The sequence below is a fragment of the Enterobacter sp. UPMP701 genome, from assembly GCF_053709515.1.
This window is the reverse complement of sequence record NZ_JBSKJN010000008.1, coordinates 40,596-65,535: the sequence shown is the minus strand read 5'-3', so window position 1 is coordinate 65,535 and position 24,940 is coordinate 40,596. Positions and strand designations below refer to the sequence as shown.

At 55.1% G+C, this 24,940-nt stretch carries 27 protein-coding genes, 1 tRNA gene and 2 pseudogenes; 17 read left to right on the top strand and 13 right to left on the bottom strand.

What is annotated here, in order from left to right; genetic code table 11:
* Positions 1–7: 7 nt before the first annotated feature.
* The 4 genes from ureE to ureG are packed head-to-tail and all read left to right on the top strand — an operon-like array spanning position 8 to position 2,322.
* The gene (gene ureE, locus ACWKXT_RS16840) at positions 8–472 is read left to right on the top strand and encodes an urease accessory protein UreE (protein WP_454532962.1); all 465 of its coding nucleotides are present in this window, start codon (positions 8–10) and stop codon (positions 470–472) included.
* A 9-nt stretch (positions 473–481) separates the two neighbouring features.
* On the top strand, positions 482–1,021 hold the full coding sequence (locus ACWKXT_RS16835; RefSeq protein WP_454532961.1) for a HupE/UreJ family protein: 540 nt from the start codon (positions 482–484) through the stop codon (positions 1,019–1,021).
* Positions 1,021–1,695 (top strand): urease accessory protein UreF, encoded by a 675-nt coding sequence (locus ACWKXT_RS16830; RefSeq protein ID WP_454527570.1) that lies wholly within the window; start codon positions 1,021–1,023, stop codon positions 1,693–1,695. The genes ACWKXT_RS16835 and ACWKXT_RS16830 overlap by 1 nt, the downstream gene beginning before the upstream one ends.
* 9 nt (positions 1,696–1,704) lie before the next feature.
* Positions 1,705–2,322, top strand: coding sequence for an urease accessory protein UreG (gene ureG / locus ACWKXT_RS16825; protein WP_246946674.1), 618 nt, complete (start codon positions 1,705–1,707; stop codon positions 2,320–2,322).
* Between the two features lie 43 nt (positions 2,323–2,365).
* Here the strand turns inward: ureG and tsaD are convergent, their stop codons facing one another.
* Positions 2,366–3,379, bottom strand: a complete 1,014-nt coding sequence (gene tsaD / locus ACWKXT_RS16820; RefSeq protein WP_454527571.1) for a tRNA (adenosine(37)-N6)-threonylcarbamoyltransferase complex transferase subunit TsaD — start codon at positions 3,377–3,379, stop codon at positions 2,366–2,368.
* 236 nt (positions 3,380–3,615) lie between these two features.
* Between tsaD and rpsU the strand changes: the two genes are divergently transcribed.
* The 3 genes from rpsU (at position 3,616) to rpoD (ending at position 7,690) form a co-directional block, all read left to right on the top strand.
* On the top strand, positions 3,616–3,831 hold the full coding sequence (gene rpsU, locus ACWKXT_RS16815) for a 30S ribosomal protein S21 (RefSeq protein ID WP_001144069.1): 216 nt from the start codon (positions 3,616–3,618) through the stop codon (positions 3,829–3,831).
* Positions 3,832–3,946: 115 nt separating this feature from the next.
* Positions 3,947–5,692: a DNA primase gene (gene dnaG / locus ACWKXT_RS16810; RefSeq protein ID WP_134348700.1), complete on the top strand. Its 1,746-nt coding sequence runs from the start codon at positions 3,947–3,949 to the stop codon at positions 5,690–5,692.
* A 153-nt stretch (positions 5,693–5,845) separates the two neighbouring features.
* Positions 5,846–7,690: an RNA polymerase sigma factor RpoD gene (rpoD, locus tag ACWKXT_RS16805; protein WP_028014473.1), complete on the top strand. Its 1,845-nt coding sequence runs from the start codon at positions 5,846–5,848 to the stop codon at positions 7,688–7,690.
* Between the two features lie 100 nt (positions 7,691–7,790).
* Here rpoD and mug read toward each other — a convergent pair whose 3' ends face one another.
* Positions 7,791–8,297 carry a G/U mismatch-specific DNA glycosylase gene (mug, locus tag ACWKXT_RS16800; RefSeq protein ID WP_454527572.1) on the bottom strand — a complete coding sequence of 169 codons (507 nt, stop codon included), beginning with the start codon at positions 8,295–8,297 and terminating at the stop codon, positions 7,791–7,793.
* Positions 8,298–8,421: 124 nt separating this feature from the next.
* On the opposite strand from mug, the gene ACWKXT_RS16795 reads away from it, so the two are divergent.
* Positions 8,422–8,497, top strand: a tRNA-Ile gene (locus tag ACWKXT_RS16795).
* Positions 8,498–8,887: 390 nt separating this feature from the next.
* Here ACWKXT_RS16795 and ACWKXT_RS16790 read toward each other — a convergent pair.
* The gene (locus ACWKXT_RS16790) at positions 8,888–9,277 is read right to left on the bottom strand and encodes a hypothetical protein (protein WP_454532960.1); all 390 of its coding nucleotides are present in this window, start codon (positions 9,275–9,277) and stop codon (positions 8,888–8,890) included.
* Positions 9,246–9,668 (bottom strand): hypothetical protein, encoded by a 423-nt coding sequence (locus ACWKXT_RS16785; protein WP_454532959.1) that lies wholly within the window; start codon positions 9,666–9,668, stop codon positions 9,246–9,248. The genes ACWKXT_RS16790 and ACWKXT_RS16785 overlap by 32 nt, the downstream gene beginning before the upstream one ends.
* 461 nt (positions 9,669–10,129) lie before the next feature.
* Between ACWKXT_RS16785 and ACWKXT_RS16780 the strand changes: the two genes are divergently transcribed.
* The 3 genes from ACWKXT_RS16780 to ACWKXT_RS16770 are packed head-to-tail and all read left to right on the top strand — an operon-like array spanning position 10,130 to position 11,529.
* Positions 10,130–10,621, top strand: coding sequence for an Hcp family type VI secretion system effector (locus ACWKXT_RS16780; protein WP_454532958.1), 492 nt, complete (start codon positions 10,130–10,132; stop codon positions 10,619–10,621).
* A gap of 9 nt (positions 10,622–10,630) precedes the next feature.
* The gene (locus tag ACWKXT_RS16775) at positions 10,631–11,101 is read left to right on the top strand and encodes a L,D-transpeptidase family protein (protein ID WP_454532957.1); all 471 of its coding nucleotides are present in this window, start codon (positions 10,631–10,633) and stop codon (positions 11,099–11,101) included.
* Positions 11,098–11,529, top strand: a complete 432-nt coding sequence (locus ACWKXT_RS16770; protein ID WP_454532956.1) for a hypothetical protein — start codon at positions 11,098–11,100, stop codon at positions 11,527–11,529. Before ACWKXT_RS16775 ends, ACWKXT_RS16770 begins: the two co-directional genes overlap by 4 nt.
* Before the next feature lie 66 nt (positions 11,530–11,595).
* Here the strand turns inward: ACWKXT_RS16770 and ACWKXT_RS16765 are convergent.
* Positions 11,596–11,892: pseudogene (locus tag ACWKXT_RS16765) on the bottom strand (single-stranded DNA-binding protein); the annotation flags it as partial.
* Here ACWKXT_RS16765 and ACWKXT_RS16760 point away from each other — a divergent pair.
* Positions 11,889–12,050, top strand: a pseudogene (locus ACWKXT_RS16760) (type VI secretion system tube protein Hcp); the annotation flags it as partial. The pseudogenes ACWKXT_RS16765 and ACWKXT_RS16760 sit on opposite strands and share 4 nt — an antisense overlap.
* Before the next feature lie 108 nt (positions 12,051–12,158).
* On the opposite strand, the gene ACWKXT_RS16755 reads toward ACWKXT_RS16760, so the two are convergent.
* Entirely contained in the window at positions 12,159–12,329 is a 171-nt protein-coding gene (locus ACWKXT_RS16755) for a PerC family transcriptional regulator (RefSeq protein WP_454533014.1), read from the bottom strand.
* 303 nt (positions 12,330–12,632) lie between these two features.
* Entirely contained in the window at positions 12,633–13,316 is a 684-nt protein-coding gene (locus tag ACWKXT_RS16750) for an outer membrane protein (RefSeq protein ID WP_454527582.1), read from the bottom strand.
* A gap of 365 nt (positions 13,317–13,681) precedes the next feature.
* Here ACWKXT_RS16750 and ACWKXT_RS16745 point away from each other — a divergent pair, with 365 nt between their 5' ends.
* Positions 13,682–14,851 (top strand): DNA repair protein, encoded by a 1,170-nt coding sequence (locus ACWKXT_RS16745; protein ID WP_454527583.1) that lies wholly within the window; start codon positions 13,682–13,684, stop codon positions 14,849–14,851.
* On the opposite strand, the gene ACWKXT_RS16740 is transcribed toward ACWKXT_RS16745, so the two are convergent.
* Positions 14,852–15,616 carry a siderophore-interacting protein gene (locus ACWKXT_RS16740; protein ID WP_454527584.1) on the bottom strand — a complete coding sequence of 255 codons (765 nt, stop codon included), beginning with the start codon at positions 15,614–15,616 and terminating at the stop codon, positions 14,852–14,854.
* A 147-nt stretch (positions 15,617–15,763) separates the two neighbouring features.
* Between ACWKXT_RS16740 and ACWKXT_RS16735 the strand changes: the two genes are divergently transcribed.
* The gene (locus ACWKXT_RS16735) at positions 15,764–16,258 is read left to right on the top strand and encodes a PadR family transcriptional regulator (RefSeq protein ID WP_454527585.1); all 495 of its coding nucleotides are present in this window, start codon (positions 15,764–15,766) and stop codon (positions 16,256–16,258) included.
* On the opposite strand, the gene ACWKXT_RS16730 is transcribed toward ACWKXT_RS16735, so the two are convergent.
* Together ACWKXT_RS16730 and ACWKXT_RS16725 are read right to left on the bottom strand one after the other, a co-directional pair.
* Positions 16,255–17,814, bottom strand: a complete 1,560-nt coding sequence (locus ACWKXT_RS16730) for a methyl-accepting chemotaxis protein (protein ID WP_454532955.1) — start codon at positions 17,812–17,814, stop codon at positions 16,255–16,257. The two genes, ACWKXT_RS16735 and ACWKXT_RS16730, sit on opposite strands and share 4 nt — an antisense overlap.
* A gap of 336 nt (positions 17,815–18,150) precedes the next feature.
* A complete protein-coding gene (locus ACWKXT_RS16725; protein WP_454532954.1) occupies positions 18,151–19,671 on the bottom strand; it encodes a methyl-accepting chemotaxis protein in 1,521 nt (506 codons plus the stop codon).
* Between the two features lie 435 nt (positions 19,672–20,106).
* Here ACWKXT_RS16725 and ygjG point away from each other — a divergent pair, with 435 nt between their 5' ends.
* A complete protein-coding gene (gene ygjG / locus ACWKXT_RS16720; RefSeq protein ID WP_454532953.1) occupies positions 20,107–21,486 on the top strand; it encodes a putrescine aminotransferase in 1,380 nt (459 codons plus the stop codon).
* A gap of 38 nt (positions 21,487–21,524) precedes the next feature.
* On the opposite strand, the gene ACWKXT_RS16715 is transcribed toward ygjG, so the two are convergent.
* Positions 21,525–22,127: a helix-turn-helix domain-containing protein gene (locus tag ACWKXT_RS16715; protein WP_454532952.1), complete on the bottom strand. Its 603-nt coding sequence runs from the start codon at positions 22,125–22,127 to the stop codon at positions 21,525–21,527.
* Between the two features lie 42 nt (positions 22,128–22,169).
* Here ACWKXT_RS16715 and ACWKXT_RS16710 point away from each other — a divergent pair, with 42 nt between their 5' ends.
* Entirely contained in the window at positions 22,170–22,856 is a 687-nt protein-coding gene (locus ACWKXT_RS16710; protein WP_454527590.1) for a B3/B4 domain-containing protein, read from the top strand.
* A gap of 11 nt (positions 22,857–22,867) precedes the next feature.
* Positions 22,868–23,716 (top strand): dihydrodipicolinate synthase family protein, encoded by an 849-nt coding sequence (locus ACWKXT_RS16705; RefSeq protein WP_454532951.1) that lies wholly within the window; start codon positions 22,868–22,870, stop codon positions 23,714–23,716.
* Positions 23,717–23,759: 43 nt separating this feature from the next.
* On the opposite strand, the gene lsrG is transcribed toward ACWKXT_RS16705, so the two are convergent.
* Both lsrG and lsrF read right to left on the bottom strand, forming a co-directional pair.
* Positions 23,760–24,053 carry a (4S)-4-hydroxy-5-phosphonooxypentane-2,3-dione isomerase gene (gene lsrG / locus ACWKXT_RS16700; protein ID WP_044597614.1) on the bottom strand — a complete coding sequence of 98 codons (294 nt, stop codon included), beginning with the start codon at positions 24,051–24,053 and terminating at the stop codon, positions 23,760–23,762.
* Entirely contained in the window at positions 24,050–24,937 is an 888-nt protein-coding gene (gene lsrF, locus ACWKXT_RS16695) for a 3-hydroxy-5-phosphonooxypentane-2,4-dione thiolase (protein WP_323343793.1), read from the bottom strand. The genes lsrG and lsrF overlap by 4 nt, the downstream gene beginning before the upstream one ends.
* Between the last annotated feature and the right edge of the window lie 3 nt (positions 24,938–24,940).

Here is a 24,940-nt window from a genome sequence, read left to right as displayed (position 1 = left end):
AGTGATGATGATCTATTTAACTCAACGCCTGGACCATGCGCACCCGATTACCGCCAGCGTCACGCTGCCGATTGACGTACGGGTAAAAAGCCGCGCCCGCGTGGCGCTGAACGACGGCCGCGAAGCCGGGCTGATGCTACCGCGCGGCCTGCTACTGCGCAGCGGGGATCTGCTGAGTACCGACGACGGTAGCGAGATTGTCGAAGTAATCGCAGCAGCAGAGTCCGTCTCCGTGGTGCGCTGCGCCGACCCGTTCCTGCTCGCCCGCGCCTGCTACCACCTGGGCAACCGTCACGTGCCGCTGCAAATCATGCCCGGCGAGCTGCGCTACCACCACGATCACGTCCTCGACGACATGCTGCGTCAGTTCGGGCTGGAGGTGGCCTTCGCCAGCCTGCCGTTTGAACCGGAAGCGGGCGCGTATGCCAGCGATGCCCACAGCCACAGCCATTCTCACGCTCATTCACATTAAGGATTCATCATGCGCAAGTATTTACCGCTGTTACTGCTGGCTTTTTCCGTTCCCGCGCTCGCACATCCCGGCCACGGCGCCGACAGCTTTCAGGCCGGTTTTCTCCACCCGCTGACCGGGCTCGATCACCTGCTGATGCTGGCAGGCGCAGGCGTGCTCTCGGCGCTGAGCGGCCGCAAACTCCTGCTGCCGTTTGCCACCCTCGGAATGATGCTTGCTGGCGCCGTTGCGGGCAGCCTGCTCGGCGGCTTTACCGGCATGGAAATGCTGATTATCGCCTCGCTGGCGGTATCCGGCGTGATGATGTTTAAGACAGAAAAACGCCTGCTGCTGGCGGTGCCTGCCCTGGCGATGTTCCACGGCTGGGCGCACGGCGTGGAGATGTCCGACCACAGCTTCTGGCTCTTCACCAGCGGGTTTATGCTCGCCAGCGCCACGGTGCTGTGCGCCAGCTTTGCCGCGGGGCTGCTGCTGCGCCATCACGACGGCCTGCGTAAAACCTTCGGCGGCGGGCTGATTGTCTCCGCCCTGCTGGCGCTGATGAGCTGATGGAGCACGCCCGTCAGAGGCTGCGCCTGATGCAGCTCTCCAGCAGCAGCCTGCCGGTCGGGTCGTTTACCTGGTCGCAGGGGCTGGAGTGGGCCGTGGAAGCAGGCTGGGTCACGGACGCCGGGGCCTTCAAACGCTGGCAAATTCAGCAGATGGAGCAGAGCTTTTTCTGCGTGGATCTGCCGCTGTTTATCCGTCTTTATCAGGCCTGTGAGCGTAGCGATCTTACAAATGCGAAACGCTGGACGGCATACCTGCTCGCCTGCCGGGAAACGCGCGAGCTGCGCGAAGAGGAGCGTAACCGCGGGGCGGCCTTTACGCGGCTCATCAAAAGCTGGGAGCCTGACTGTCCGGCCCCGTGGCTGCCGCTGTTTATGCAAAGCCAGCTTAGCGGCATGGCGTGGCTCGGCGTGCGCTGGGGCATTAGCGCGCGCGAGCTGGCGCTGAGCCTCGGCTACAGCTGGATTGAGAGCGCGGTGATGGCGGGCGTCAAGCTGGTGCCGTTTGGGCAACAGGCGGCGCAGCAGCTGATTATCGAGTTGAGCGACCATTTTGCCACCGGGTTTGAACAGGCCTTTTTACGTGGCGACGACGCGCTGGGGGCAGCTACGCCGCTCTCTGCCATCGCCTCCGCGCGCCACGAAACCCAATATTCACGATTATTCCGTTCCTGAGGAGTCAACATGGCTGATTACAAACATCCCCTGCGCGTGGGCGTGGGTGGCCCGGTAGGGTCGGGCAAAACCGCCCTGCTGGAAGCGCTCTGCAAGGCAATGCGCGACACGTATCACCTGGCGGTGGTGACTAACGATATCTACACCAAAGAGGATCAGCGCATCCTCACCGAGGCGGGCGCACTGGAGCCGGAGCGCATCGTGGGCGTGGAGACGGGCGGCTGCCCGCATACCGCCATCCGCGAAGATGCCTCGATGAACCTGGCGGCGGTGGAAGCGTTAAGTGAGAAGTTCGGCAATCTGGATCTGATCTTCGTGGAAAGCGGCGGCGACAACCTGAGCGCGACCTTCAGCCCGGAGCTGGCGGATCTAACCATTTACGTGATCGACGTGGCCGAAGGGGAAAAAATCCCGCGCAAGGGCGGGCCGGGGATCACCAAATCCGATTTTCTGGTGATCAATAAAACCGATCTCGCGCCGTACGTGGGGGCGTCGCTGGAGGTGATGGAGCGCGACACTAACCGCATGCGCGGCGAGCGTCCGTGGACGTTTACCAATCTTAAAACGGGTGACGGCCTGGCAACGATTATTGCGTTTCTGGAAGAGAAAGGAATGTTGCGGGTGTAGAGCCATGATCCCCTCTCCCATAGGGAGAGGGTTAGGGTGAGGGTTACGCCTCCGGCAGTTCCGCCAGCGGCCAGCGCGGACGCACGGACACGCTCAGGTCGGACGTTGCGCCCGCATTCAGGCGCACCATACCCGCGTAAGCAATCATCGCCCCGTTATCGGTACAAAATTCCGGGCGGGCGTAGAACACGTCTCCGCGACGCTTTTGCATCATCTCCGCAAGCCTGGCGCGCAGCGTGCGGTTAGCGCTCACGCCACCGGCCATCACCAGACGCTTAAAGCCGGTCTGATCCAGCGCGCGCTTGCACTTGATCATCAGCGTATCCACCACCGCATCTTCAAACGCACGCGCAATATCGGCGCGGGTCTGCTCGCTGTCGTCGTTATTGCGGATAGTATTCGCCGCGAAGGTTTTCAGCCCGGAGAAGCTGAAGTCCAGCCCTGGACGGTCGGTCATCGGGCGTGGGAAGACAAAGCGCCCTTCCGTTCCCTGCGCCGCCATTTTAGAGAGCATCGGGCCGCCCGGATAATCCAGTCCCAGCAGCTTGGCGGTTTTGTCGAAGGCTTCACCGGCGGCGTCGTCGATCGACTCACCCAGCAGCTCGTACTTGCCAATACCCGTTACGCTAATCAGCTGGGTATGCCCACCCGAAACCAGCAGCGCCACAAACGGGAATTCGGGCGGATTGTCTTCCAGCATCGGCGCCAGAAGGTGCCCTTCCATATGGTGAACCGGAATGGCCGGCACATCCCACGCGAACGCCAGTGAACGGCCAACCGTCGCGCCAACCAGCAGCGCGCCGACCAGGCCTGGCCCCGCGGTATAGGCTACGGCGTCAATATCGGTTGAGCTTAATCCAGCCTCTTTCAGCGCCGCCTGAATCAGGGGAACCGTTTTACGCACGTGGTCACGAGAGGCCAGTTCCGGCACGACGCCGCCGTAGTCAGCGTGCAATTTCACCTGACTATACAGCTGGTTGGCCAGAAGCCCTTTTTCGTCGTCGTAAATGGCGATGCCGGTTTCATCGCAGGATGTTTCAATACCCAGTACACGCATGACTTGTTTTACCTCGTTTCAATACCGCGCAGTGTAGAGCCTGGGCGGGTTGATGTAAAACTTTGTTCGCCCCAGGAAGAAGGCTCGTGTATACTCCTCACCCTTATTAAAGTCCCTTTCAAAATCGCATCGGTGCTTTACAAAGCAGCAGCATTTGCAGTAAAATTCCGCACCATTTTGAAATAAGCTGGCGTTGATGCCAGCGGCAAACCGAATTTATTAAAGGTGAGAGTTACATGCCGGTAATTAAAGTACGTGAAAACGAGCCGTTCGACGTAGCACTGCGTCGCTTCAAACGTTCATGCGAGAAAGCAGGTGTTCTGGCTGAAGTTCGTCGTCGTGAGTTTTATGAAAAACCAACGACCGAACGTAAGCGCGCTAAAGCTTCCGCTGTGAAACGTCACGCGAAGAAACTGGCTCGCGAAAACGCACGCCGTACTCGTCTGTACTAATCTCTTGAGGGCCAACGCCCTCAATTGACAGACAGAGTAGTAGTCGTAAGGCCGTGCTTCCGGAAGGAATGCGCGGCTTGTTTTCGTTTATAAGTCGCTTAAATTTTTGGGGCATATGGCCGGAAGAATCCCACGCGTTTTCATCAATGACCTGCTCGCCAGAACCGACATCGTCGATCTCATCGACGCGCGGGTAAAGCTGAAAAAGCAGGGCAAGAACTACCATGCGTGCTGTCCGTTCCATAACGAAAAAACCCCCTCCTTCACCGTAAACGGTGAAAAGCAGTTTTACCATTGCTTCGGCTGTGGCGCACACGGTAATGCCGTCGATTTTTTAATGAACTACGACAAGCTCGAGTTCGTTGAAACCGTCGAAGAGCTGGCGGCGATGCATAACCTTGAAGTGCCGTATGAAGCAGGCAGTGGGCCAAGTCAGATCGAGCGCCATCAACGGCAAACGCTGTATCAACTGATGGATGGCCTGAATTCGTTTTATCAACAGTCTCTTAAGCACTCTGCGGCTGAGCCTGCGCGTCAGTATCTGAACAAGCGCGGACTGAGCGACGATGTCATTGCGCGTTTCGCTATTGGTTACGCCCCGCCCGGCTGGGACAACGTGTTAAAACGTTTTGGCGGCAATAGCGAAGATCGTAAGTCTCTCATCGATGCAGGCATGCTGGTCACTAACGACCAGGGACGAAGCTACGACCGCTTCCGTGAACGGGTGATGTTCCCGATCCGCGACAAGCGTGGCCGGGTAATTGGTTTTGGTGGTCGCGTGCTGGGTGATGCCCTGCCGAAATACCTTAACTCCCCGGAAACCGATATTTTCCATAAGGGCCGCCAGCTTTACGGTCTTTATGAGGCGCAGCAGGATAATGCGGAACCTCCGCGGCTTCTGGTCGTCGAAGGCTATATGGATGTTGTCGCGCTGGCGCAGTACGACATTAACTACGCGGTTGCGTCATTAGGCACGTCCACCACGGCGGATCATATCCAGCTGCTGTTCCGCGTGACGAACAATGTGATTTGTTGTTACGACGGTGACCGTGCAGGACGCGACGCCGCCTGGCGCGCGCTGGAAACCGCGCTGCCGTATATGACCGACGGGCGACAGCTGCGCTTTATGTTTCTGCCCGACGGTGAAGACCCGGATACGCTGGTGCGTAAAGAGGGCAAAGCGGCGTTTGAAGCGCGGATGGAGCAGGCACAGCCGCTCTCCACGTTTCTGTTTAACAGCCTGATGCCGCAGGTTGATTTGAGTACCCCTGACGGGCGCGCACAGCTCAGTACGCTGGCGCTGCCGTTAATCAGCCAGGTGCCCGGCGAAACGCTGCGCATCTATCTGCGTCAGGAATTAGGCAACAAGCTCGGCATTCTGGATGACAGCCAGCTTGAACGTTTAATGCCTAAACACGCTGAAAACGGCACGGTTCGCGCCGCGCCTCAGCTAAAACGCACAACCATGCGTATACTGATAGGGTTGCTGGTGCAAAACCCCGAACTGGCGCCACAGGTGCCGTCGCTGGCGGGTTTGAACCACGAAAAGTTGCCCGGGCTTGGCTTATTTTCAGAACTGGTCAACACTTGTTTGTCTCAGCCAGGTCTGACCACCGGACAACTTTTAGAGCATTATCGCGGCACAAAAGAGGCCGCTACCCTTGAAAAACTGTCGATGTGGGACGATATAGCAGATAAGGATATTGCAGAAAAAACGTTCACCGACTCGCTCAACCATATGTTTGATTCGATGCTTGAGTTGCGCCAGGAAGAGTTGATAGCTCGCGAGCGCACACACGGCTTAAGCAGCGAAGAACGCCGGGAGCTCTGGATGATTAACCAGGAACTGGCGAAGAAATAAAAAATTTAACGGCTTAAGTGCCGAATATCGATCGGGAAGCCCCCGGCAGCCGCACTGAGAGGCAGCGGCAAAAATATAAGTACGCCCTCGCTTTAAAGGTTGGCAGCCCCATCGCCGACACCAATCAAACGAATTAAGTGTGGATACCGTCTTATGGAGCAAAACCCGCAGTCACAGCTGAAACTTCTTGTCCAACGCGGTAAGGAGCAAGGCTATCTGACCTATGCCGAGGTCAATGACCATCTGCCGGAAGATATCGTCGATTCAGATCAAATCGAAGACATCATCCAAATGATCAATGACATGGGCATTCAGGTGATGGAAGAAGCACCGGATGCCGATGATCTGTTGCTGGCTGAAACCTCCAACAACACTGACGAAGATGCGGAAGAAGCTGCTGCACAGGTACTGTCCAGCGTGGAATCTGAAATCGGGCGTACCACTGACCCGGTCCGCATGTACATGCGCGAAATGGGTACCGTTGAACTGTTGACCCGCGAAGGCGAAATTGACATCGCAAAACGCATCGAAGACGGGATCAACCAGGTTCAGTGCTCTGTCGCCGAGTACCCGGAAGCGATCACCTATCTGCTGGAGCAGTACGATCGTGTTGAAGCGGAAGAAGCGCGCCTGTCCGATCTGATCACCGGTTTTGTCGACCCGAACGCTGAAGAAGATATGGCGCCAACCGCCACTCACGTCGGTTCTGAGCTGTCTCAGGAAGAGATGGATGACGACGAAGACGAAGATGAGGAAGAAGACGACGACAGCGCGGACGATGACAACAGCATCGACCCGGAACTGGCACGTGAGAAGTTTGCCGAACTGCGTACCCAGTACGAAGTAACGCGTGACACCATTAAAGCGAAAGGCCGCAGCCATGCTGCCGCTCAGGAAGAGATCCTGAAGCTGTCTGAAGTGTTCAAACAGTTCCGCCTGGTGCCAAAACAGTTCGACTACCTGGTAAACAGCATGCGCGTGATGATGGATCGCGTACGCACCCAGGAACGCATCATCATGAAGCTGTGCGTTGAACAGTGCAAAATGCCGAAGAAGAACTTCATCACCCTCTTCACCGGTAACGAAACCAGCGAAACCTGGTTCAACGCGGCTATCGCGATGAACAAGCCGTGGTCTGAAAAACTGCACGACGTGAAGGACGATGTCTACCGCGGTCTGCAGAAGCTGCAGCAGATTGAAGAAGAGACCGGCCTGACCATCGAGCAGGTAAAAGACATCAACCGTCGTATGTCCATCGGTGAAGCGAAAGCCCGCCGTGCGAAAAAAGAGATGGTTGAAGCGAACTTGCGTCTGGTTATCTCTATCGCCAAGAAATACACCAACCGCGGTCTGCAGTTCCTGGATCTGATTCAGGAAGGCAACATCGGTCTGATGAAAGCGGTAGATAAGTTTGAATACCGTCGTGGTTACAAGTTCTCCACTTACGCCACATGGTGGATCCGTCAGGCAATCACCCGTTCTATCGCAGACCAGGCGCGCACCATCCGTATTCCGGTGCATATGATTGAGACCATCAACAAGCTCAACCGTATTTCCCGCCAGATGCTGCAGGAGATGGGCCGCGAGCCGACGCCGGAAGAGCTGGCCGAGCGCATGCTGATGCCGGAAGACAAGATCCGTAAAGTGCTGAAGATCGCCAAAGAGCCAATCTCCATGGAAACACCAATCGGTGACGATGAAGATTCGCATCTGGGTGATTTCATCGAGGATACCACCCTTGAGCTGCCGCTGGACTCTGCGACCACCGAGAGCCTGCGTGCTGCGACGCACGACGTACTGGCTGGCCTGACCGCCCGTGAAGCAAAAGTCCTGCGTATGCGTTTCGGTATCGATATGAACACCGACCACACGCTGGAAGAAGTGGGTAAACAGTTCGATGTTACCCGCGAACGTATCCGTCAGATCGAAGCGAAGGCGCTGCGTAAGCTGCGTCACCCAAGCCGCTCTGAAGTGCTGCGTAGCTTCCTGGACGACTAAGCTGTTCTGAACGTGAAAAAGCTCCCTTCGGGGAGCTTTTTTGTTTATTCCCTCTCCCTGTGGCTGAGAGTCAGGGTGACGGCATCTAGCCGCAGAGCCGCTAAAGTCCCCGCACCATCAGCGCCTCATCAAGCTCCCGATACGCCTCAACCAGCTTATCCAGCGTCGCCCTGTTCAGCCCACTTGGATTCGGCAGCACCCACACCTGCGTCACGCCGATAGTAATGTTCTGCTTACCCCACTTAGTACCGCGCTGACTGAACGCCTGTTCGTAGGCCTGCTTACCAAGGATCGCCAGCGCGGCTGGCTGGTAGTCTTCAATTTTCCTGATCAACTCTCGCCCGCCGCTGCGCAGTTCATGCAGGTTGACCTCGCTCGCCTGTACCGTAGGCCGCTCAACCAGCATGGTAATACCGCAGCGCGTATCCAGCAGGTGCTGCTCCTCTTCAGGCTTGAGTAACCTGTCCGTAAACCCGGCCTGGTAGATCACTTTCCAGAAGCGATTCCCCGGATGGGCAAAGTGAAAACCGGTGTGCGCTGAGGACTTGCCCGGGTTGATACCGCAAAACACCACCCGCAGGCCAGGTGCAAGAATATCGTTGATCATCTTTACTCCCACTAATACATCGTTATGGAAGTATAAAGGATTGATTATGCGTTGTTTATAAAAACAGCAAGCAGGAGTGAATGGCTGGATTGCTGCGGGGAGTTACTTTATAATTCACCGCCACGGCCCCTTAGCTCAGTGGTTAGAGCAGGCGACTCATAATCGCTTGGTCGCTGGTTCAAGTCCAGCAGGGGCCACCAGACACCGCAAGGGCTGGCGCTATACGCGCTGGCCCTTTTCTTTTTCGGGGATAGTTCGGGGATTCTTTCAAACGGTAGCCATAGTGATTTATGGTTAATTTATGACCGATAACACCATCTCACCCCAATTTTTTATTTTCGCGGGTGTAAAAATTCGATGAAGCTGGCCGTATGGCGATCGGTACCCTGCTGGGATTATCCTACCCCCCTTACCACCAGCGCTGGTGGTTCCCCGCTCACCAGCCAATTCAGACACAATAAAAACGCATATATAGACACAGAAAAACTGTCGGTTCAGTTGGTTCACGGCTCTGTAAGCCGCGCCAGCACTGGATTTATGCGAACCAACATACGATAAATTGAGGTTAGTTCAGGCCTGTAAAAGTTGGTTCACTCCTCATCCTTCCAGGAATTAAGATGCCTGAGCGCTAACCCAGACCATAAAACTTCAAGCGTCTGCAGGCGTTCCAGCTTCCGGCGAAAGGTCTTTTTACGAATACCCTTTGGACGTTTAAAGCTGCTGGGTTTGCGCATCAGGAATTCGACATCAGGCTCATTCGGCCCCCAGATTGCGATCCGCTCTTTCCTGATACGGTGACAAAGCCGCTCGAACTCGCTCGAAAACGTTTCGTACTGGCTCTGATAACGCAGCCCCATGCACTTGCGACATGCTAACTTATCCGGGCGCCAGTACATCGCGGCGCTGCGCTTACCGCATTCCGGGCAGACGTACCACCAGCGCTGACCATTAAACGCCGTTGCCGTGGATTCCAGCCGCATTCTGTGCCAGTTCCCTGAAAGCGATAGCGGGCGAGCCGCAAAATGCGGGGCGGCATCGAGCCGGACAATCTGGACATAATTCAGCCCGAACCAAAAAAAACTTTTTATCCCCTGCTGTCATCGCCAGCAGCTCAGAAATATTGCTCCCGTTAACCTGCCCCTCCAGATAACTGGCAAGCATTTTTAACTCAACCTCTGCCCGGCGGGTGCGGTGCAATAAATCATCTGCCCGTGCGGCGTGATTGATGTCGTTTAACAGGGCGGCACAACCATGGCGGAAACTTTCGCGCTGCAGCTCGATCTGGTTCTGCGTGATTTCAGACGAACTGCTGGTGGCGCCAGCTTCTGCGGTGTTGATATTCGCTGTTAATTCTCCGGTATTGGTAGTCATGCTGTTTTCTCCTGGCTGGTGGTGGATAACGCTTTGTCGAACAATGCGCGGGCGATAGCGTGAATGGTTGGTGCCGTACCGAGTGGGCTGCGCTCCTGCTCCTGCTGCTGCAGGCGCTCAATTGCGGAAACTGCTCGGCAGTTATGAGAATGACGCGGGTTTTAGAATTTTTCTTCATGGTGTCCCCAGTCTCCTACTGGATGTAATCACAGTAGCAAGCTTAATCGCAAAAAACGCAACGCCTACAAAAAACATTGCAATTATTGCAATGCCGTAACGGTTTTGATTGGGCTTATGACGCACATCAAAAGTAAATCACTTACATATTTGGAATTTATATTTTTTATTGATTTATTGAATGGGTAAATATAGATAACAATGGTGGAATAAAATATTACAAACAGAAAAACAATGAAGGAGTAATGTTTGGATAATTTCTCAACTAAATGGAGTCAACCAGAATGCCTATCCCATCCCACTTATTTTTGACTGATGACGGCGGTGCAATGATTAAAGGATCGTCCGATGTACAAAACCGGGAAGGAAGCATAGAAGTTATCAGCTTCAGCCATGGCCTACATATTCCCGTTGATGGTAATACAGGAAAGCAAACCGGAACACGCGTTCATGGCTCATTTACTATCGGTAAGGAGTTCGATAGCTCATCAACCTATCTCTACAAGGCTGTATCCACAGGTCAATTGTTAAAGTCTGCCGAGTTGAAATGGTATCGCATTAACGATGCCGGGCAGGAAGTTGAATATTTTAATATGTTTTTGGAAAATGTCAGGGTGGTTTCTGTAACTCCTGTGATGGCTAATTGCAAAGACCCAAACAGCCAGCACCTTAACCATATGGAAATTGTCGATCTCAGATATGAAAAAATTACCTGGAAATTTCTCGACGGAAATTTAGTTCATTCTGATGCATGGAACGAACGGAAGACTGCATAAGGACAGGCTATGTCTACACTTTCTTTTGATGGATGTGCCCATACGCTTAAATTGCTGGGTGATGATGGTTCGACTATCGGCACATGGACCGCCTACAATCATGTTGATCGCCGGGCTACTTTCAGCCACGTTGAGAACGGAACGTATGAGATACAGGACAAATCAAAACCGCATCTACACCCAGGAGACAGCGAGGATGGCTCTTACGGTTCGTACGGAATTATCCGTTTTAATTATTCAGGACATCCCGGCGTAGGTGTTCACTCAGGGCGGGCGCATGCCTCTTACCAGCCCGGACCGGAACACGCCACAAAGGGATGTATACGCACCACTGACGAAGCAATGAAAAAGATAAAAGAGAATATGGTAAAATCATCACTTTCAACAATTACCGTTACCAATAACAGTGGTTGCGAAGCCCTGAGCGCAACACAGAAATACGAAAATATTTATATTCCGCCCGGCATGAATTTAATATGAAAATAAAATCGACCCTCATTGCAATGGTGTTTTTATCGGGCGTGGCTCATGCCGCTGGATGTGAAACCGTTGAAGAAATGGACGCCGCTGACGCTGCCATCAGTGAAATCCATGACTGGACGGACGTTAACTCTTTTTACAGCCATTTTAGGCAATGTGATGATGGCTCAATCTCTGAGGGAGTTTCCGCCACTGTCGTAAGCCTTCTCGCCTATCGGTGGGAAACATCTGGCCAACTGGAGAAAATAACAGATAAAGATAAGACTTTTGAATCATGGGTGCTTAATCATATTGATACCACCGTAGACGATCTAGATTTAGAAATTATTGTCAAAAATGCAACGGATAAATGCCCTGGTAGTGATGGTAAATTCTGCGTAAAAATCGGAAGTGCAGCAAATCAAGCATTACAGGACATGAAAAAATAGCATCCGGTTAGCACCGTAATAAAAAAGCCCGCATTGCGCTGTAGCGGGCCTGTTCCATCCTGACTTTCAAGACGGTATTTCATCACCTGGTGCTGTCTGGCCGTTCCTGGTGCGCTTCCCCGCCTTTCCTCCTGGTCTGGCTGATTTTGCCCCGATCACACTGTCGGCCACCAGCGCATAACCGCTTTGTGTTCCGCCGTTCTGCCCGGTCCACTGATTGACCTGCAGCACACCCGCCACGCTTATCAGATCGCCTTTCTGGTAGCATGCCAGCGCGTCGGCCTGCTTTCCAAACGCCGTTACCCCCAACCACATAACTGCTTCGCCGTTTTCAGCTGTACGGCATGGGAGAGAAACCGCTAATCAGCATTAACCCCGTCATGCATAACTGTAAAGAGCCAGCGTTACAGATACACAATCATAATGAGGGAATACAGCTCCGCTATGAGCGGATCACCTGGAAGTATTGCGATGGGAACGTCCAATACTCGGATGCGTGGAACGAGCGGGTTACAGCGTAAAAAAAGGGCGGTTAATCCGCCCTATATTGTTTTAAGTGCCAATTCTTTCGCCCCCGGGTCTGCCAGCACGTAGCCTCCCCTCCGCACTTCTTACACGTTTGGGGTATTTTAGTCATGCTTAATGCTGTTAAGCATTCTCTGGCAGTTATTGCGGCGTATCGCTGCCGCTGCGCGCGTACTGTCGGTCTGGTCAGGCAAATACATCACCTCAAGCCAGCGCGTTGCGGAATGCCTCCAGAAGCCCCTCTTTTCAAGAGCCTCCGCAACTTCATCGGTAATTGTCAGGCCTTCATTGATTTAAACGCTTTCGGCCATCGTGGGATGCCCTTATTTTGTCGTTTAACGGTTGGTTCAAAATGGTGTTTTGTTGGTTCATTAATTCTGTTTGTTTATTCAGCAATTTACATAAAATGCTATTAATACAGTGATAGGCACTTCAACTTGTCTGTACTTATCTCTCCGGGTTAAAGTTTAGAGTCCCGCAAGAGTCTGAAACATGATTTTTAAAACCCCACAAAAAAGCCAACCCCGCATTCCTGCGGCGTTGGCCCTGTTTTTAAAAAAAATGACACTTACAACAGGTTAAAAGACATAACGCATGCCAAGGGTAAATTCATTAGACACGATGTGCGCTTTCATCTGTTCGTCTTTTAAACCACGGGCGTTAGCGAAGTCGTTATATCCACTTTCGATCTTGCCCATATCGATATAACGGTAGCCCAGGTCAACATACAGGCGTTCAACCGGCGTATAGCTCACGCCAGCCCCTAAAGCGTAGGTCAGGTTGCTTTGCGTGGTAGAAGCGTATTCGCGGCTCGAATTACCCTGCCAGCCGTTGGCTTTAATCTTGCTCACACCCAGACCTGCCGTACCGTACAGGGAAACGCCATAGCCCAGCTCATAATCGCGATAAACGTTAACCATCAGGCGCTCGGTTTCAGTTTTCAGGTGGTTATAGCTGTTGGCAAAGGTACTGGAGCCGCTGGTATATTCGGCCTTCTGCTTAAAGGTATATTCACCCTCTGTACGCCAGCCGTTACCAAACTGATAGCCCGCAGCAATCGCCGCGCCACCGAAGTGCTCTTTCTCTTTACCGCCGACAAACTGCCCTACCCCAGGACGTGCGCTGGTATCCATCTCCTTTGCACGCTGTTCAACCTGGAGATATTTTGCGGAACCGTAATACCCTTCCTCAGTATTTGCTGCCAGAACAGTAGCCGGAATCATCGCGATCGGCAGGGCGGCTAAAATAGCTTTCATATTCATCTCTACTCCGTTGAAAAAATATTCCGCTCGTCGAACGGTCGTCCGCCGATGTCAGGAAAACAGTCAGTGAGAGGGATAATAAGCAGCCCGGCACAGGCAAACTATTCGGGCGATTACGGGTTTTACCTGGTAATTTTACGTAGGGATTGGTCTTGTTTTTTTAGTCATTAATCGTTATTTCAATAGATTAAAACGAGCCCTTTCGGCGAGCTGCGCGAAGGCCATCACCCTCCGCACGTCTTCACAAATTGCAAAACTAAAGAAATCCCCCATCGCGCCGATCATCATCCGTGTGTATTATTTCCTGTAGCTTTTACAACAACTACCCTTAACTCAAATACTTAAGCGCCAAAGCGAAAGGCATCATGAGCACACCGATCAAACGGCTAGAAATCATTAAAAATGCCATTGAACTGGAAGATGACGACATCATCCAGAGCCAGCTGACACGCCTGAAAAATGAAGCGTTTGACGATGAGCTACAGGCAATCGTCGTGGCGCTTGAGCAAAAGAACTACACCGCGGCGATGGCGGCTATAACCGCCTGGCTGCAGGGGCAGCGCGCCGTGACCCCGTGGCGCGATCCGCAGGTGGCGGCCAGCAAGCTGGAGCTGAAGGCGCTGGAAGAACGTCTGCGCGATCTGATTGACCGCCGCAACGCGCGCGTGCAGCAGCTTGATGAGTTTAACGATCTCTATTTCTCCCGCCTCGGGCCGCTGATGCAGCAGATCCTCGCCCTGCGTAAAACGCTGGCGGAGCTGAACCTGCGTCGTCAGCAGGCGGAAGCGCGTCGTCGCGAGGAAGATTACCGTCGCTGCCAGCGCTATATGGCGCAGGCGGTAGAGGTGCTGGCGACGCTCACCCAGCGCTGGCGCGATCTCCCGGCTGACTCCGTACAGGCCGCTGAGGCGCGTAAGCATCTGGAGCAGCAAAGCAATCTGATCGCTAACCTGCTGGCCGAAGCGCTTGAGCTGGAGAGCGGCTTAACGCGCGAAGAGGAGCCAGCGCGTCAGGCGCGCGACGAGGCCAACGAAGAGTACGAGAAGTATCGCGAGCAGCATTACGATGCCGAGGTGCGATTGCGCAAAGGCAAGGATCTTTCGGAAGAAGATCGGAACGAGCTGAAGCGTCTCTGGCGGCAGGCGAGTAAGCTCTGCCACCCGGATCTGGTGGCGGACGATCTGAAAGAAGAGGCCAACAGCATGATGGTGCAGCTCAACCAGGCGAAGCAGCGCGGAGATGTGAAAGCCATTCGCTCACTGGTGGCCCGTCTGCAGCAGGGCTTTGAGCCGCTGATGGCGAGCGACAGGCTGAACGATCTGGAGCGTATCCGCAAAAAAATGGCGCAGGTCCGCGAGCAAATCGACACCCTGGTGAACGAGCTGGCGGAGCTGGAAAAAGAAGAGTCCTGGCTGCTGGTCTCGTCGCTTAGCAATATGGAAGCGTACTTTGCCCAGCAGGAGAAAGCGCTGAAAGAGGTATGCGCCTCGCTCGAACATCAGGTCAGCGAAGCGCAGCTCGACTCCGCAGCCTGATTATTTAGCGTGCCAGTATGCGCTGGCACGCACCAGCTGCTGGTCAATCGCGTCGGTTTCAAACTGGCGGCTCAGGCTTTTTACCACCTTCCCTTCTCCGGTCAGCCAGATAAAGTAATCCTCCGCCGGAACGGTCAACGCTGCCAGACGGGCAGCCACCGCCTGCTCGCTGTGGCCCACCACCCAGGTGATGTTGAATTCACTCAGGTGCGCCAGATAGTCCTTATAAGATTCATCAGCCACGGTCACCACCGCATGAACGTCCGGGCGCACCGGCAGTTTTGCAATGCCCTCTAAACGTCGACGCAGCGCGGGCATGCCAGATTCATCGCATACGTACAACTGCCAGGCGTAATCTTCCGGTACCACCAGCGAACCGCGAGGGCCGCCAATGGTCAGCCTGTCCCCCGCTTTCGCTTCGACCGCCCAACTGCTGGCAATACCCCCGTCGTGAACGAAGAAATCGAGCGCCAGCTCATGGTTCTCTTCATCGTACAGCGGCGTATAGTCGCGCGCCTGTGGGCGCACGCCGTCGCCCCAGTCGATGCCTTCATCGGTGACCACCGGCGGGACAAACGTGGCGCCAGGTGCCGGAAAAAAGACTTTGCTGTGGTCGTCGAAACCGCGAGAGCAAAAGCCCTCCAGGGCCTCGCCGCCTAAAACAATGCGCTGGAAGCCTGCGCTGATGCGCTCAACGCGGAGCACCGTCAGCTCGCGAAAACGCAGGTCATTACGCACGCGCTGTGGGTAACGGGTAGATGCCATTTTTAGCCTCTTCTCTGATGATTACGATATATCTAAATTCATTTTTAAATGATAATGATTACTAATCAGTAAAAATGCAAGATCTTTTAGATTGCATCTGAATATATCTTAGATATAGTTTAGATATATCAATTCAAAGGGCATACTATGCGACACGAACACGAAGGCGGCGGACGCCGACCGCGCTTTTTCGGTCACGGCGATCTGCGGCTGGTGATTCTGGATATCCTGACCCGCAACGCGAGCCACGGGTATGAGCTGATCAAAGAGATCGAGAACCTGACTCAGGGGAACTACACCCCTAGCCCCGGCGTGATCTACCCGACCCTGGATTATCTTCAGGATCAGAGCTTTATCACCATCACGGAAGAAGAGAACGGTCGTAAGAAGATTGCGATTACCGCTGAAGGACAACGCTGGCTGGACGAAAACCGGGAACAGCTGGAACAAATCCAGGTGCGTATTAAAGCGCGCAGCGTCGGCTTTCAACTGCGCAAAAATCCGCAGATGAAGCGGGCGCTGGATAACTTTAAAGCGGTATTAGACCTGAAGGTGAATCAGGGAGAGCTCAGCGACGCGCAGCTCAAGCAGATTATCGGCGTAATCGACCGCGCGGCGCTGGAGATCTCCCAGCTGGATTAAGCCGGCGCGTGCTCATTCACACGGAAGACGCGTACCAGCTCTTTCAGGTGCATCGCCTGTTCGTTAAGCGATGCCGCCGCTGCCACAGACTCCTCCACCAGCGCAGAGTTCTGCTGGGTGGTGGCATCAATCAGGCCAATCGCACTGTTGATCTGCGAGATCCCCTCCGTCTGCTCGTGGCTGGCCTGGCGGATCTCGCGCAGGATCACGTCCATCTCTTCCACGTTACCGACCATGCCGTTGATCAACGCGCTCGCTTTTTCGACCAGGTTCATCCCGTCCTGTGTCTGGCTGGTGGAACTCTCAATCAGCTCGCGGATTTCACTGGCAGACGACGCGCTCTTCTGAGCAAGCTGGCGCACCTCGCCCGCCACCACCGCGAAGCCGCGGCCGTGTTCGCCCGCACGAGCCGCTTCCACCGCCGCGTTCAGCGCCAGAATGTTGGTCTGGAAGGCAATGGCGTCGATCAGGTCGATAATGTCGGACATCCGGTTCGATGTTTCGTTAATCAGGCGCATTTTGCTGGTGACCTGCTTCATCATCTCGCCGTTGTTTTTGACCACCGTGGCGGCATCGGCCGAGAGGTTGGTCGCTTCCCCGGTGTGCGAGGCCGTGTTTTTCACCGTCGCGGTAATTTGCTCCATCGAGGCGGCGGTCTGTTCAACGGAACTTGCCTGCTCTTCCGTGCGCGCGGCGAGATCCTGGTTCCCGGCGACAATCTGCGCGGCCGCGCTGGAGATATTCTCCGAGCCGGTTTGCACCTGCTGCACAATGTCCAGCAGGCGGTTTTTCATCTCCATCAGCGCGTGCAGCAACAGGCCCGTTTCGTCTTTGCCGTGCGGCGTGATACTGCCCGTCAGATCCCCCTCTGAAATGGCATTGGCAAAATTCACCGCCTCGCCGAGCGGACGAGTGATAGCGCGCACGATAAACCAGCCAATCAGGCTGCCAGCCGCGACGCTAAAGAGGGTGATCAGGATCAGCATCAGCCGGTTAGATTTGAAGTCGCCTTCCACCTGCGCCCCGGCGCTCTGCATCTCCTGGTTCTGAATCGCAATCAGTTCCTGCACTTTGGCTTTATAGGCCTGCTGCACGGTCAGAGTGTTGGTCATCATTTCCTGAATAGCGCCCGCACGATCGTTGTGCTGAACCGCCTGCAAAATGCGATAGCGCGAGTCCAGATACTGCTGACGGACGTCGCGGATCTCGGCAAGGACCTGCTGTGATTTCGGGTCCTGCAGCGCACTGTTCAGTTCACCCAGGATCACCGTAATATGCTCGCTTATCGCTTTAAGATTCTGCTGCGACTGCGCCGTGTACGTTCCCTGTTCATCCAGTAACATGAGCTGCTGAGTGCTAATAAATTCCTGGAAGTTGTCGATTAACTGGTTCGCTTTTACCGTGGTGGGATAATCATCGGTAATGATGGATTGCATCCCGTTATTCGCCCGGTTCAGACTCAGCAAGGATAAACTGGCGCTGACCACCATAAGGACAATAAAGAACCCAAACGCCAGAAATAATTTCGTGCCGATCTTTACGTCATGTAAGAACATATTTTCTCCATCGATGTGATTATTTCTCAGACGATCGCTGTTATCGGTAACCCACTCGCTAACTTTATGACTTTGATCGTTTTTTTATTTCATAATTATCACAATGGATAGGTACAGGCTATTAATATTGCTCCATTGATCGTTACCAGACCACCAGAGTAGAGTTTTGCAAAATAGCATCGCGGGAAATTGACTTAGGCAGGAACAAATAACTGAGGAAGTTTTTTTAGTTATTTAATATAAAATTAACAATAAAATACATTAATAATTACAATCAGAAAATGATAAAGCCGTTTATTCCCTGCGAAATAAACGGCTTTCTGGAACATTACTGACTCAGTGGAGAACCGTCACCGCATCCTTAAGCCGTCCGGCGCGATGCTTCACCATCGCAGAAATGTGGGCGCTCTCCTCGACCAGGTCGGCATTTTTCTGCGTGATACTGTCGAGTTCCGCCACCGCGCGGGTTAACTCAGACAACCCGGTCGCCTGTTCGGACGTCGAGTGGCTGATGTGCGCGATGAGCTGCGTGACGTTTTTCACCTGCTCGACAATATCATCCATCGTGCGACCTGCGGCATGTACCTGCTCGGAGCCGGACTGCACCTTGCTGGCGCTGGCATCAATCAGCTTGCGGATATCGTTCGCCGCATTCGCGCTGCGGCTGGCAAGGTGGCGAACTTCACCTGCGACCACGGCAAAACCTTTCCCCTGCTCGCCGGCCCTTGCGGCCTCCACCGCCGCATTCAGCGCCAGGATATTGGTCTGGAAAGCGATGTCGTTAATCAGGGAGGTAATCGAACCAATACGCTGCGTGCTGTCGGCGATATCATCCATCGTTTTCACCACGGTCTGCATCGCGTTACCGCCTTTCGTGGCCGCGCTGCTCGCGGCCACGGAGAGTTTGTCCACTTCGGCGGCAGTTTCAGAGTTGCTCTGAACGGAAGCGGCCATCTGGTTCATTGTTGCGACGGTTTGCTGCACATTCGCCACGGTCTGCCGCGTGCGATCGTTCAGCTCTTCATTCCCCTGCGCCAGCCTGTCGCTACCGTCACGGACGCTCACCACCTGACTCGACACGTCATTGATCAGCCAGCGGCACATCAGCCCCAGCTGTCCTACCGCGCGCAGGGTCAGCCCCAGCTCGTCGCTGCGGTTCAGATGCTGCACGCTGTTGCGCTCGCCGGTCGCCACCTTCAGCGCCTGACGCGCGACGTTTTCGATCGGGCGGACAATTTGCTGCTCAAACAGCAGCGTTCCCAGCAGCATCACCACTGCGGCGGCTGCGAGCGGCACCCAGCCTGCGGAGGTGGTCACCAGGGTCGCGGTAAGCACGGCAAAAAGCGCCGCCATCACGCTGCGTACGCGCCAGCGCAGCGGCATGCCCGGAAGCTTACCCAGCCACCCTTTACGCACCACCAGTCCTTTGTGGATACGCTTTTTACAGTTCCCGTTATTCAGCGCCCGGTAGAGCGGCTCTACGGCGGCAATCTCTTCCTCTTTGGCCCGGGTGCGGATCGACATATACCCCGTCACCTGCCCGTTTCGCACCATCGGCACCGCATTCGCGCGCACCCAGTAATGATCGCCATTTTTACGTCGGTTTTTGACAATCCCGCTCCACGGCTCACCCTGTTGCAGGGTGTACCACATATCGGCAAACGCCGCTTTCGGCATATCGGGATGACGCACCAGATTGTGCGGCTGCCCCATCAGCTCATCAAGCTGATAGCCGCTCACCTGCACAAAGGTGTCGTTTGCATGAGTCATATAGCTGTGGATGTCGGTGGTCGACATTAAGGTGGTGTCATCGTCCAGAGGATAGTTATTCTGGGTGACAAAGGAAGGAGAAGACATGACGGGCATTCCTTGCAGGTTATTCGAATGTTAATTTTGTGGTTTATTGTTTTTTCGGCGGTAAACAATTTATCTTTAGTTGTTAAACTTGATAGAGATCGCAGATTTCACTTAAACCGCACTTTTTGTGAGATTTTATAATCTATTGATTTCACATACTTTCGGTAAGAAATTACCTACAAAGCATGAACTGTTAATGCCCACTTAAGCAGCAGGCGATGCACTCCGGTAGTGCAACTGAGCCGAATCCCCCTTTCCGGTGCCCCTTGCGCTGTACCGCTAAATCCCGTTTCGGTTGCTCCGGCATGATTAAATATTGCGCAACATAATTTTAACCTGGCGTTTATCCCGATTTTCGTTAAGTCATCTGAAGTGGCGTAATCCCTGCAATACTTATCTCAGTATCATGTGATACGCGATCCCCGGGAGCATATTTTGAACAGGTTACCTTCCAGCGCCTCGGCTCTTGCCTGTACCGCGCACGCACTGAATCTCATTGAGAAGCGAACGCTCGATCATGAGGAGATGAAACAACTTAACCGAGAGGTCATTGATTACTTTAAAGAGCATGTGAATCCTGGTTTTCTGGAGTATCGCAAATCTGTTACCGCCGGCGGGGATTACGGAGCCGTAGAGTGGCAAGCGGGAAGTCTGAACACGCTTGTCGACACCCAGGGACAGGAGTTTATCGATTGCCTGGGTGGTTTTGGTATCTTCAACGTGGGGCACCGTAATCCAGTAGTGGTTTCCGCCGTACAGAATCAACTTGCGAAACAACCTCTCCATAGCCAGGAACTGCTCGACCCACTTCGCGCCATGCTCGCAAAAACGCTGGCAGCCTTAACGCCCGGCAAGCTGAAATACAGCTTCTTCAGCAACAGCGGCACCGAGTCGGTCGAGGCGGCGATCAAGCTCGCCAAAGCGTACCAGTCGCCGCGCGGGAAATTCACCTTCATTGCCACCAGCGGCGCGTTCCACGGAAAATCCCTGGGCGCACTGTCGGCGACCGCTAAATCCACCTTCCGAAAACCGTTTATGCCGCTGCTGCCGGGCTTCCGCCACGTGCCGTTTGGCGACATTAACGCCATGCGCACCGTGCTGAGCGAATGCCGTAAAACCGGCGACGACGTGGCGGCGGTGATCCTGGAGCCGATTCAGGGCGAAGGCGGCGTGATCCTGCCTCCACAGGGCTATCTGCCCGCCGTGCGTCAGCTGTGCGATGAGTTTGGCGCGCTGCTGATCCTCGACGAAGTGCAGACCGGGATGGGGCGCACCGGCAAGATGTTTGCCTGCGAGCACGAGAACGTTCAGCCTGACATCCTGTGTCTGGCGAAAGCGCTCGGCGGCGGCGTGATGCCGATTGGTGCCACGATTGCCACCGAGGAGGTGTTCTCGGTGCTGTTCGACAACCCGTTCCTGCATACCACCACCTTTGGCGGTAACCCGCTGGCCTGTGCGGCCGCGCTGGCCACCATCAACGTGCTGCTGGAGCAAAACCTGCCTGCGCAGGCGGAGCAGAAAGGCGACATGCTGCTGGATGGCTTCCGCCAGCTGGGGCGTGAGTACCCGGACCTGGTACAGGACGCGCGTGGCAAAGGGATGCTGATGGCAATTGAGTTTGTCGATAACGAAACCGGCTACAGCTTCGCGAGCGAGATGTTCCGCCAGCGGGTGCTGGTGGCTGGCACGCTCAACAACTCGAAAACTATCCGCATAGAACCGCCGCTGACGCTGACGATTGAGCAGTGCGAGCAGGTGCTGAAGGCGGCGCGTACAGCGCTGGCGGCACTGCGGGTGAGCGTGGAAGAGGCGTAATCAACGCCGGGTGGCGCTACGCTTACCCGGCCTACTTTTTATCGGTGAAACTCCGCCACCGTCATGGTGAAGCGAAGCACGGTATCGCCTTCATTGGCGTAGCCGTGCGCCGCTTCCGTTTTCGCCACCGCCGACGCGCCAGCATTCACCTGCGTCACCGTCTCGTCCACCGTCAGTGTTAATACGCCTTCGTTCACATGCAGCAGCTCAAAGGTTCCCGCCGGATGCCCTGTCGAGGTGAAATACTCCCCCGGATGCATCTCCCACTGCCACAGCTCAATCATGTCCGGGCCCGCGGCCCCTGCCAGCAGCCTGGCATAACCACCCTGTGCGCCCTGCCACAGCACCGGGATCGCCGCTTCTTCAATAATGTGCACCAGCGGCTCGCTGGAGACGTTGACGATATCCGCCACGGAGATGCCAAGCGCGGCGGCCAGCTTGCACAAAATGGCAATGCTGGGGTTGGCTGCGCCCTTTTCGATCTCCACCAGCATCCCTTTGCTGACGCTGGCCCGGCGGGACAGCTCGTCCAGCGAAAGTTTTTTCTCTTTCCGCCAGTTGCGAATGCGGTTCGCCACGGCCAGGCTTACCTGGGCAACATCGGCACCCTGTGCAGTCATTATATTGACTTTATCAGTCATTGGTCACTACCATGGTATAAAACAGTCAATACAGGATTATTTATGTCTCTCGTTACGCCGTCAATAGATTCGCGACTTGCCGCAATCGCCCCAGGCTTTCGGGCTCTGAGCATTCTGGTTGAAGCCGCGCCGATTACCCACCCGGAGGTTGCCCCCGCCGCGCTGGCGCAGGCCTGCCAGCAGATGTTGAATGATGATGTGCCGTGGGCTGATGCACACCTTTCAGACTGGGATGAGGTGTTTAAAGCCTTCGGCGCGAAACCGAAACGCACGCCCTGTTCCGCCGCAGCCCTGCGCAAGCGGGTACTGAAAGACGGTTCGCTGCCGTCGCTGGATCCGGTCGTGGATATCTATAACGCGGTGAGTATTCGCTATGCCATTCCGGTGGGAGGTGAAAATATCGCGGCTTATTCGGGTGCGCCACGTCTGACGCTGGCCGACAGCAGCGAGCCGTTTGATACCTTTAAAGAGGGAGAGCCAGTGGTGGAATATCCGGATGCTGGCGAGGTTATCTGGCGCGACGCCCTCGGCGTCACCTGCCGTCGGTGGAACTGGCGCCAGGGAATACGGACTCGTCTGGACAGCCAGGCGCAATCCATGTGGTTTATTCTTGAAAGTCTGCCGTCGATGCCGCTTGCGGCACTGGAAGAGGCAGGAGAAGAGCTGGTCAACAACCTGCAGCGGCTGATGCCCGGAGCAACAGCACAGATGCAGCTGCTGAAACTGTAAGAGGACAAAAAATGTTTCACGGGTTAAGCGCGTTTCCGTTAACGCCCCTGAAAGAGGGGACGTTTGACGAACAGTCCTTTATCAATCTTCTGCGCCCCGTAGTCGAGGCTGGCGTGGATTCACTGGGCATTTTGGGCTCAACGGGAAGTTATGCCTATCTGACCGTTGAAGAGCGCGGCCGGATCGCACACTGCGCGGTGGCGCATGCTGATGACATTCCGGTCATCGTCAGCATCGGCGCATTACGGCTGGACGATATTCTGCGTCTGGCTGACGACGCGCAAGCGGCAGGTGCTTCTGGCGTGCTGCTGGCACCCGTGTCGTACCAGCTATTAACGGAAGACGAAGTGTTTAATCTGTATGAAACGGTGACCCGCCAGCTCTCCGTACCGCTGTGCATTTACGATAATCCCGCCACGACCGGTTTTTCGTTTAGCGATGAACTGTTATTTGCCGCCTCGGCCCTGCCGAATATAGGGTCCATAAAGCTTGGCCGCGTGCCGGAGGACCTGTCGCAGGTACGCGCTCGTCTTCCTGATACCGTCACGCTGGGCATCGCCGGTGACTGGCGAGCGGCCTCCGCCCTGCAGGCCGGGTTTGACGTCTGGTACTCGGTGGTTGGCGGGTTGTTTCCGCAGACAGCGCTGGCGATTATCCGTTCGAAAGAGGCGGCACAATCCGAGCGGTTAGAGCCGCTATGGGAATTGTTCCGTCGATACGGCAGCTTACGGGTTATCGCGGCGGCGGCAGAGATGATGGGAAAAGTGACTGCACCTGCATTGCCATTTCCGTTACAGGCGGTTCAGGGTGAGCCGCGTGAAGCGCTAGCCCGGATACTTACGGCTCTGGAACTTGCCTGAAAAATGCCGGGTGGCGCTGCGCTTACCCGGCCTAAAAAGCCTGTTACTCCGGCAATAATCCCACAAAACTGCGTTTTTTGCGCGGCTCCGACATCAGCTCCTCAAGCTTATCTACGCACGCCAGATAGTGCGGCGTTTGCTTGTGCGCCAGCACCGCCTCTTCGTCTTTATAGGCTTCGTAGATAAAGAACCGGGTTTTCACCCTTGGATCCTGCAAGACGTCAAAGCGCAGATTCCCCGGCTCCCTGATTGCCCCCTCGTGGTTGGCGCGAAATACCTCCAGAAACTCGTCCACCCGCTCGGGCTTGATGTTGATCTCCACTAACGTCACGTTCATTTTGCTTCTCCTTGTTTCTCTTCCTGCCAGAACTGGAACGCGTCCCGCGCGCTCATGTTCTCGTGTACCACTTTTTTCACTGCCTTCAGCATCGCGAGCGGCGCGCTGGACTGGAAGATATTGCGCCCCATGTCCACGCCGGACGCACCCTGATCGATCGCGCGCCAGCACATCTCCAGCGCCTCGTGCTCCGGCAGCTTTTTGCCCCCGGCGATCACAATCGGCACCGGGCAGCTGGCGGTCACTTTTTCAAAACCCTCGTCCACGTAATAGGTTTTGACGAACTGCGCCCCCATTTCGGCCGCGATGCGGCTGGCCAGCGAGAAATAACGCGCGTCGCGCGCCATCTCCTTGCCGACGCCCGTCACCGCCAGCGTCGGCATGCCGTAGCGCGCGCCCGCGTCCACCAGCTTGATGATGTTGTTGATCGACTGATGTTCAAATTCGCTGCCGATATAGACCTGCGCCGCCACCGCGCAGACGTTCAGGCGCAGGGCGTCCTCCATCGCCACCGCCACACACTCGTTCGACAGCTCGCCCAGAATCGAGTTACCGCCGGAGGCGCGCAGCACCACCGGTTTGTTCGTCGCGGCGGGAACCTGGCTTCGCAGAATACCGCGGGTGCACATCAGCACGTCGGTTTCGCCAAACAGCGGCGCGATGGAGAGGTCGATGCGCTCAAGGCCGGTGGTCGGCCCCTGAAAGTAGCCGTGGTCAAAGGCCAGCATCACCGTGCGGTTGCTCTGCGGGTTGAAGATGCGCGAAAGCCTGGACTGCATGCCCCAGTCCAGCGAACCGCAGCCCTTCAGGGTGTACGGCACATTCTGCTGCGGCGTACCGATGCCAAAATCCTTGCCGTCTTTGATGTCGTCTAAATCAGCCATTTT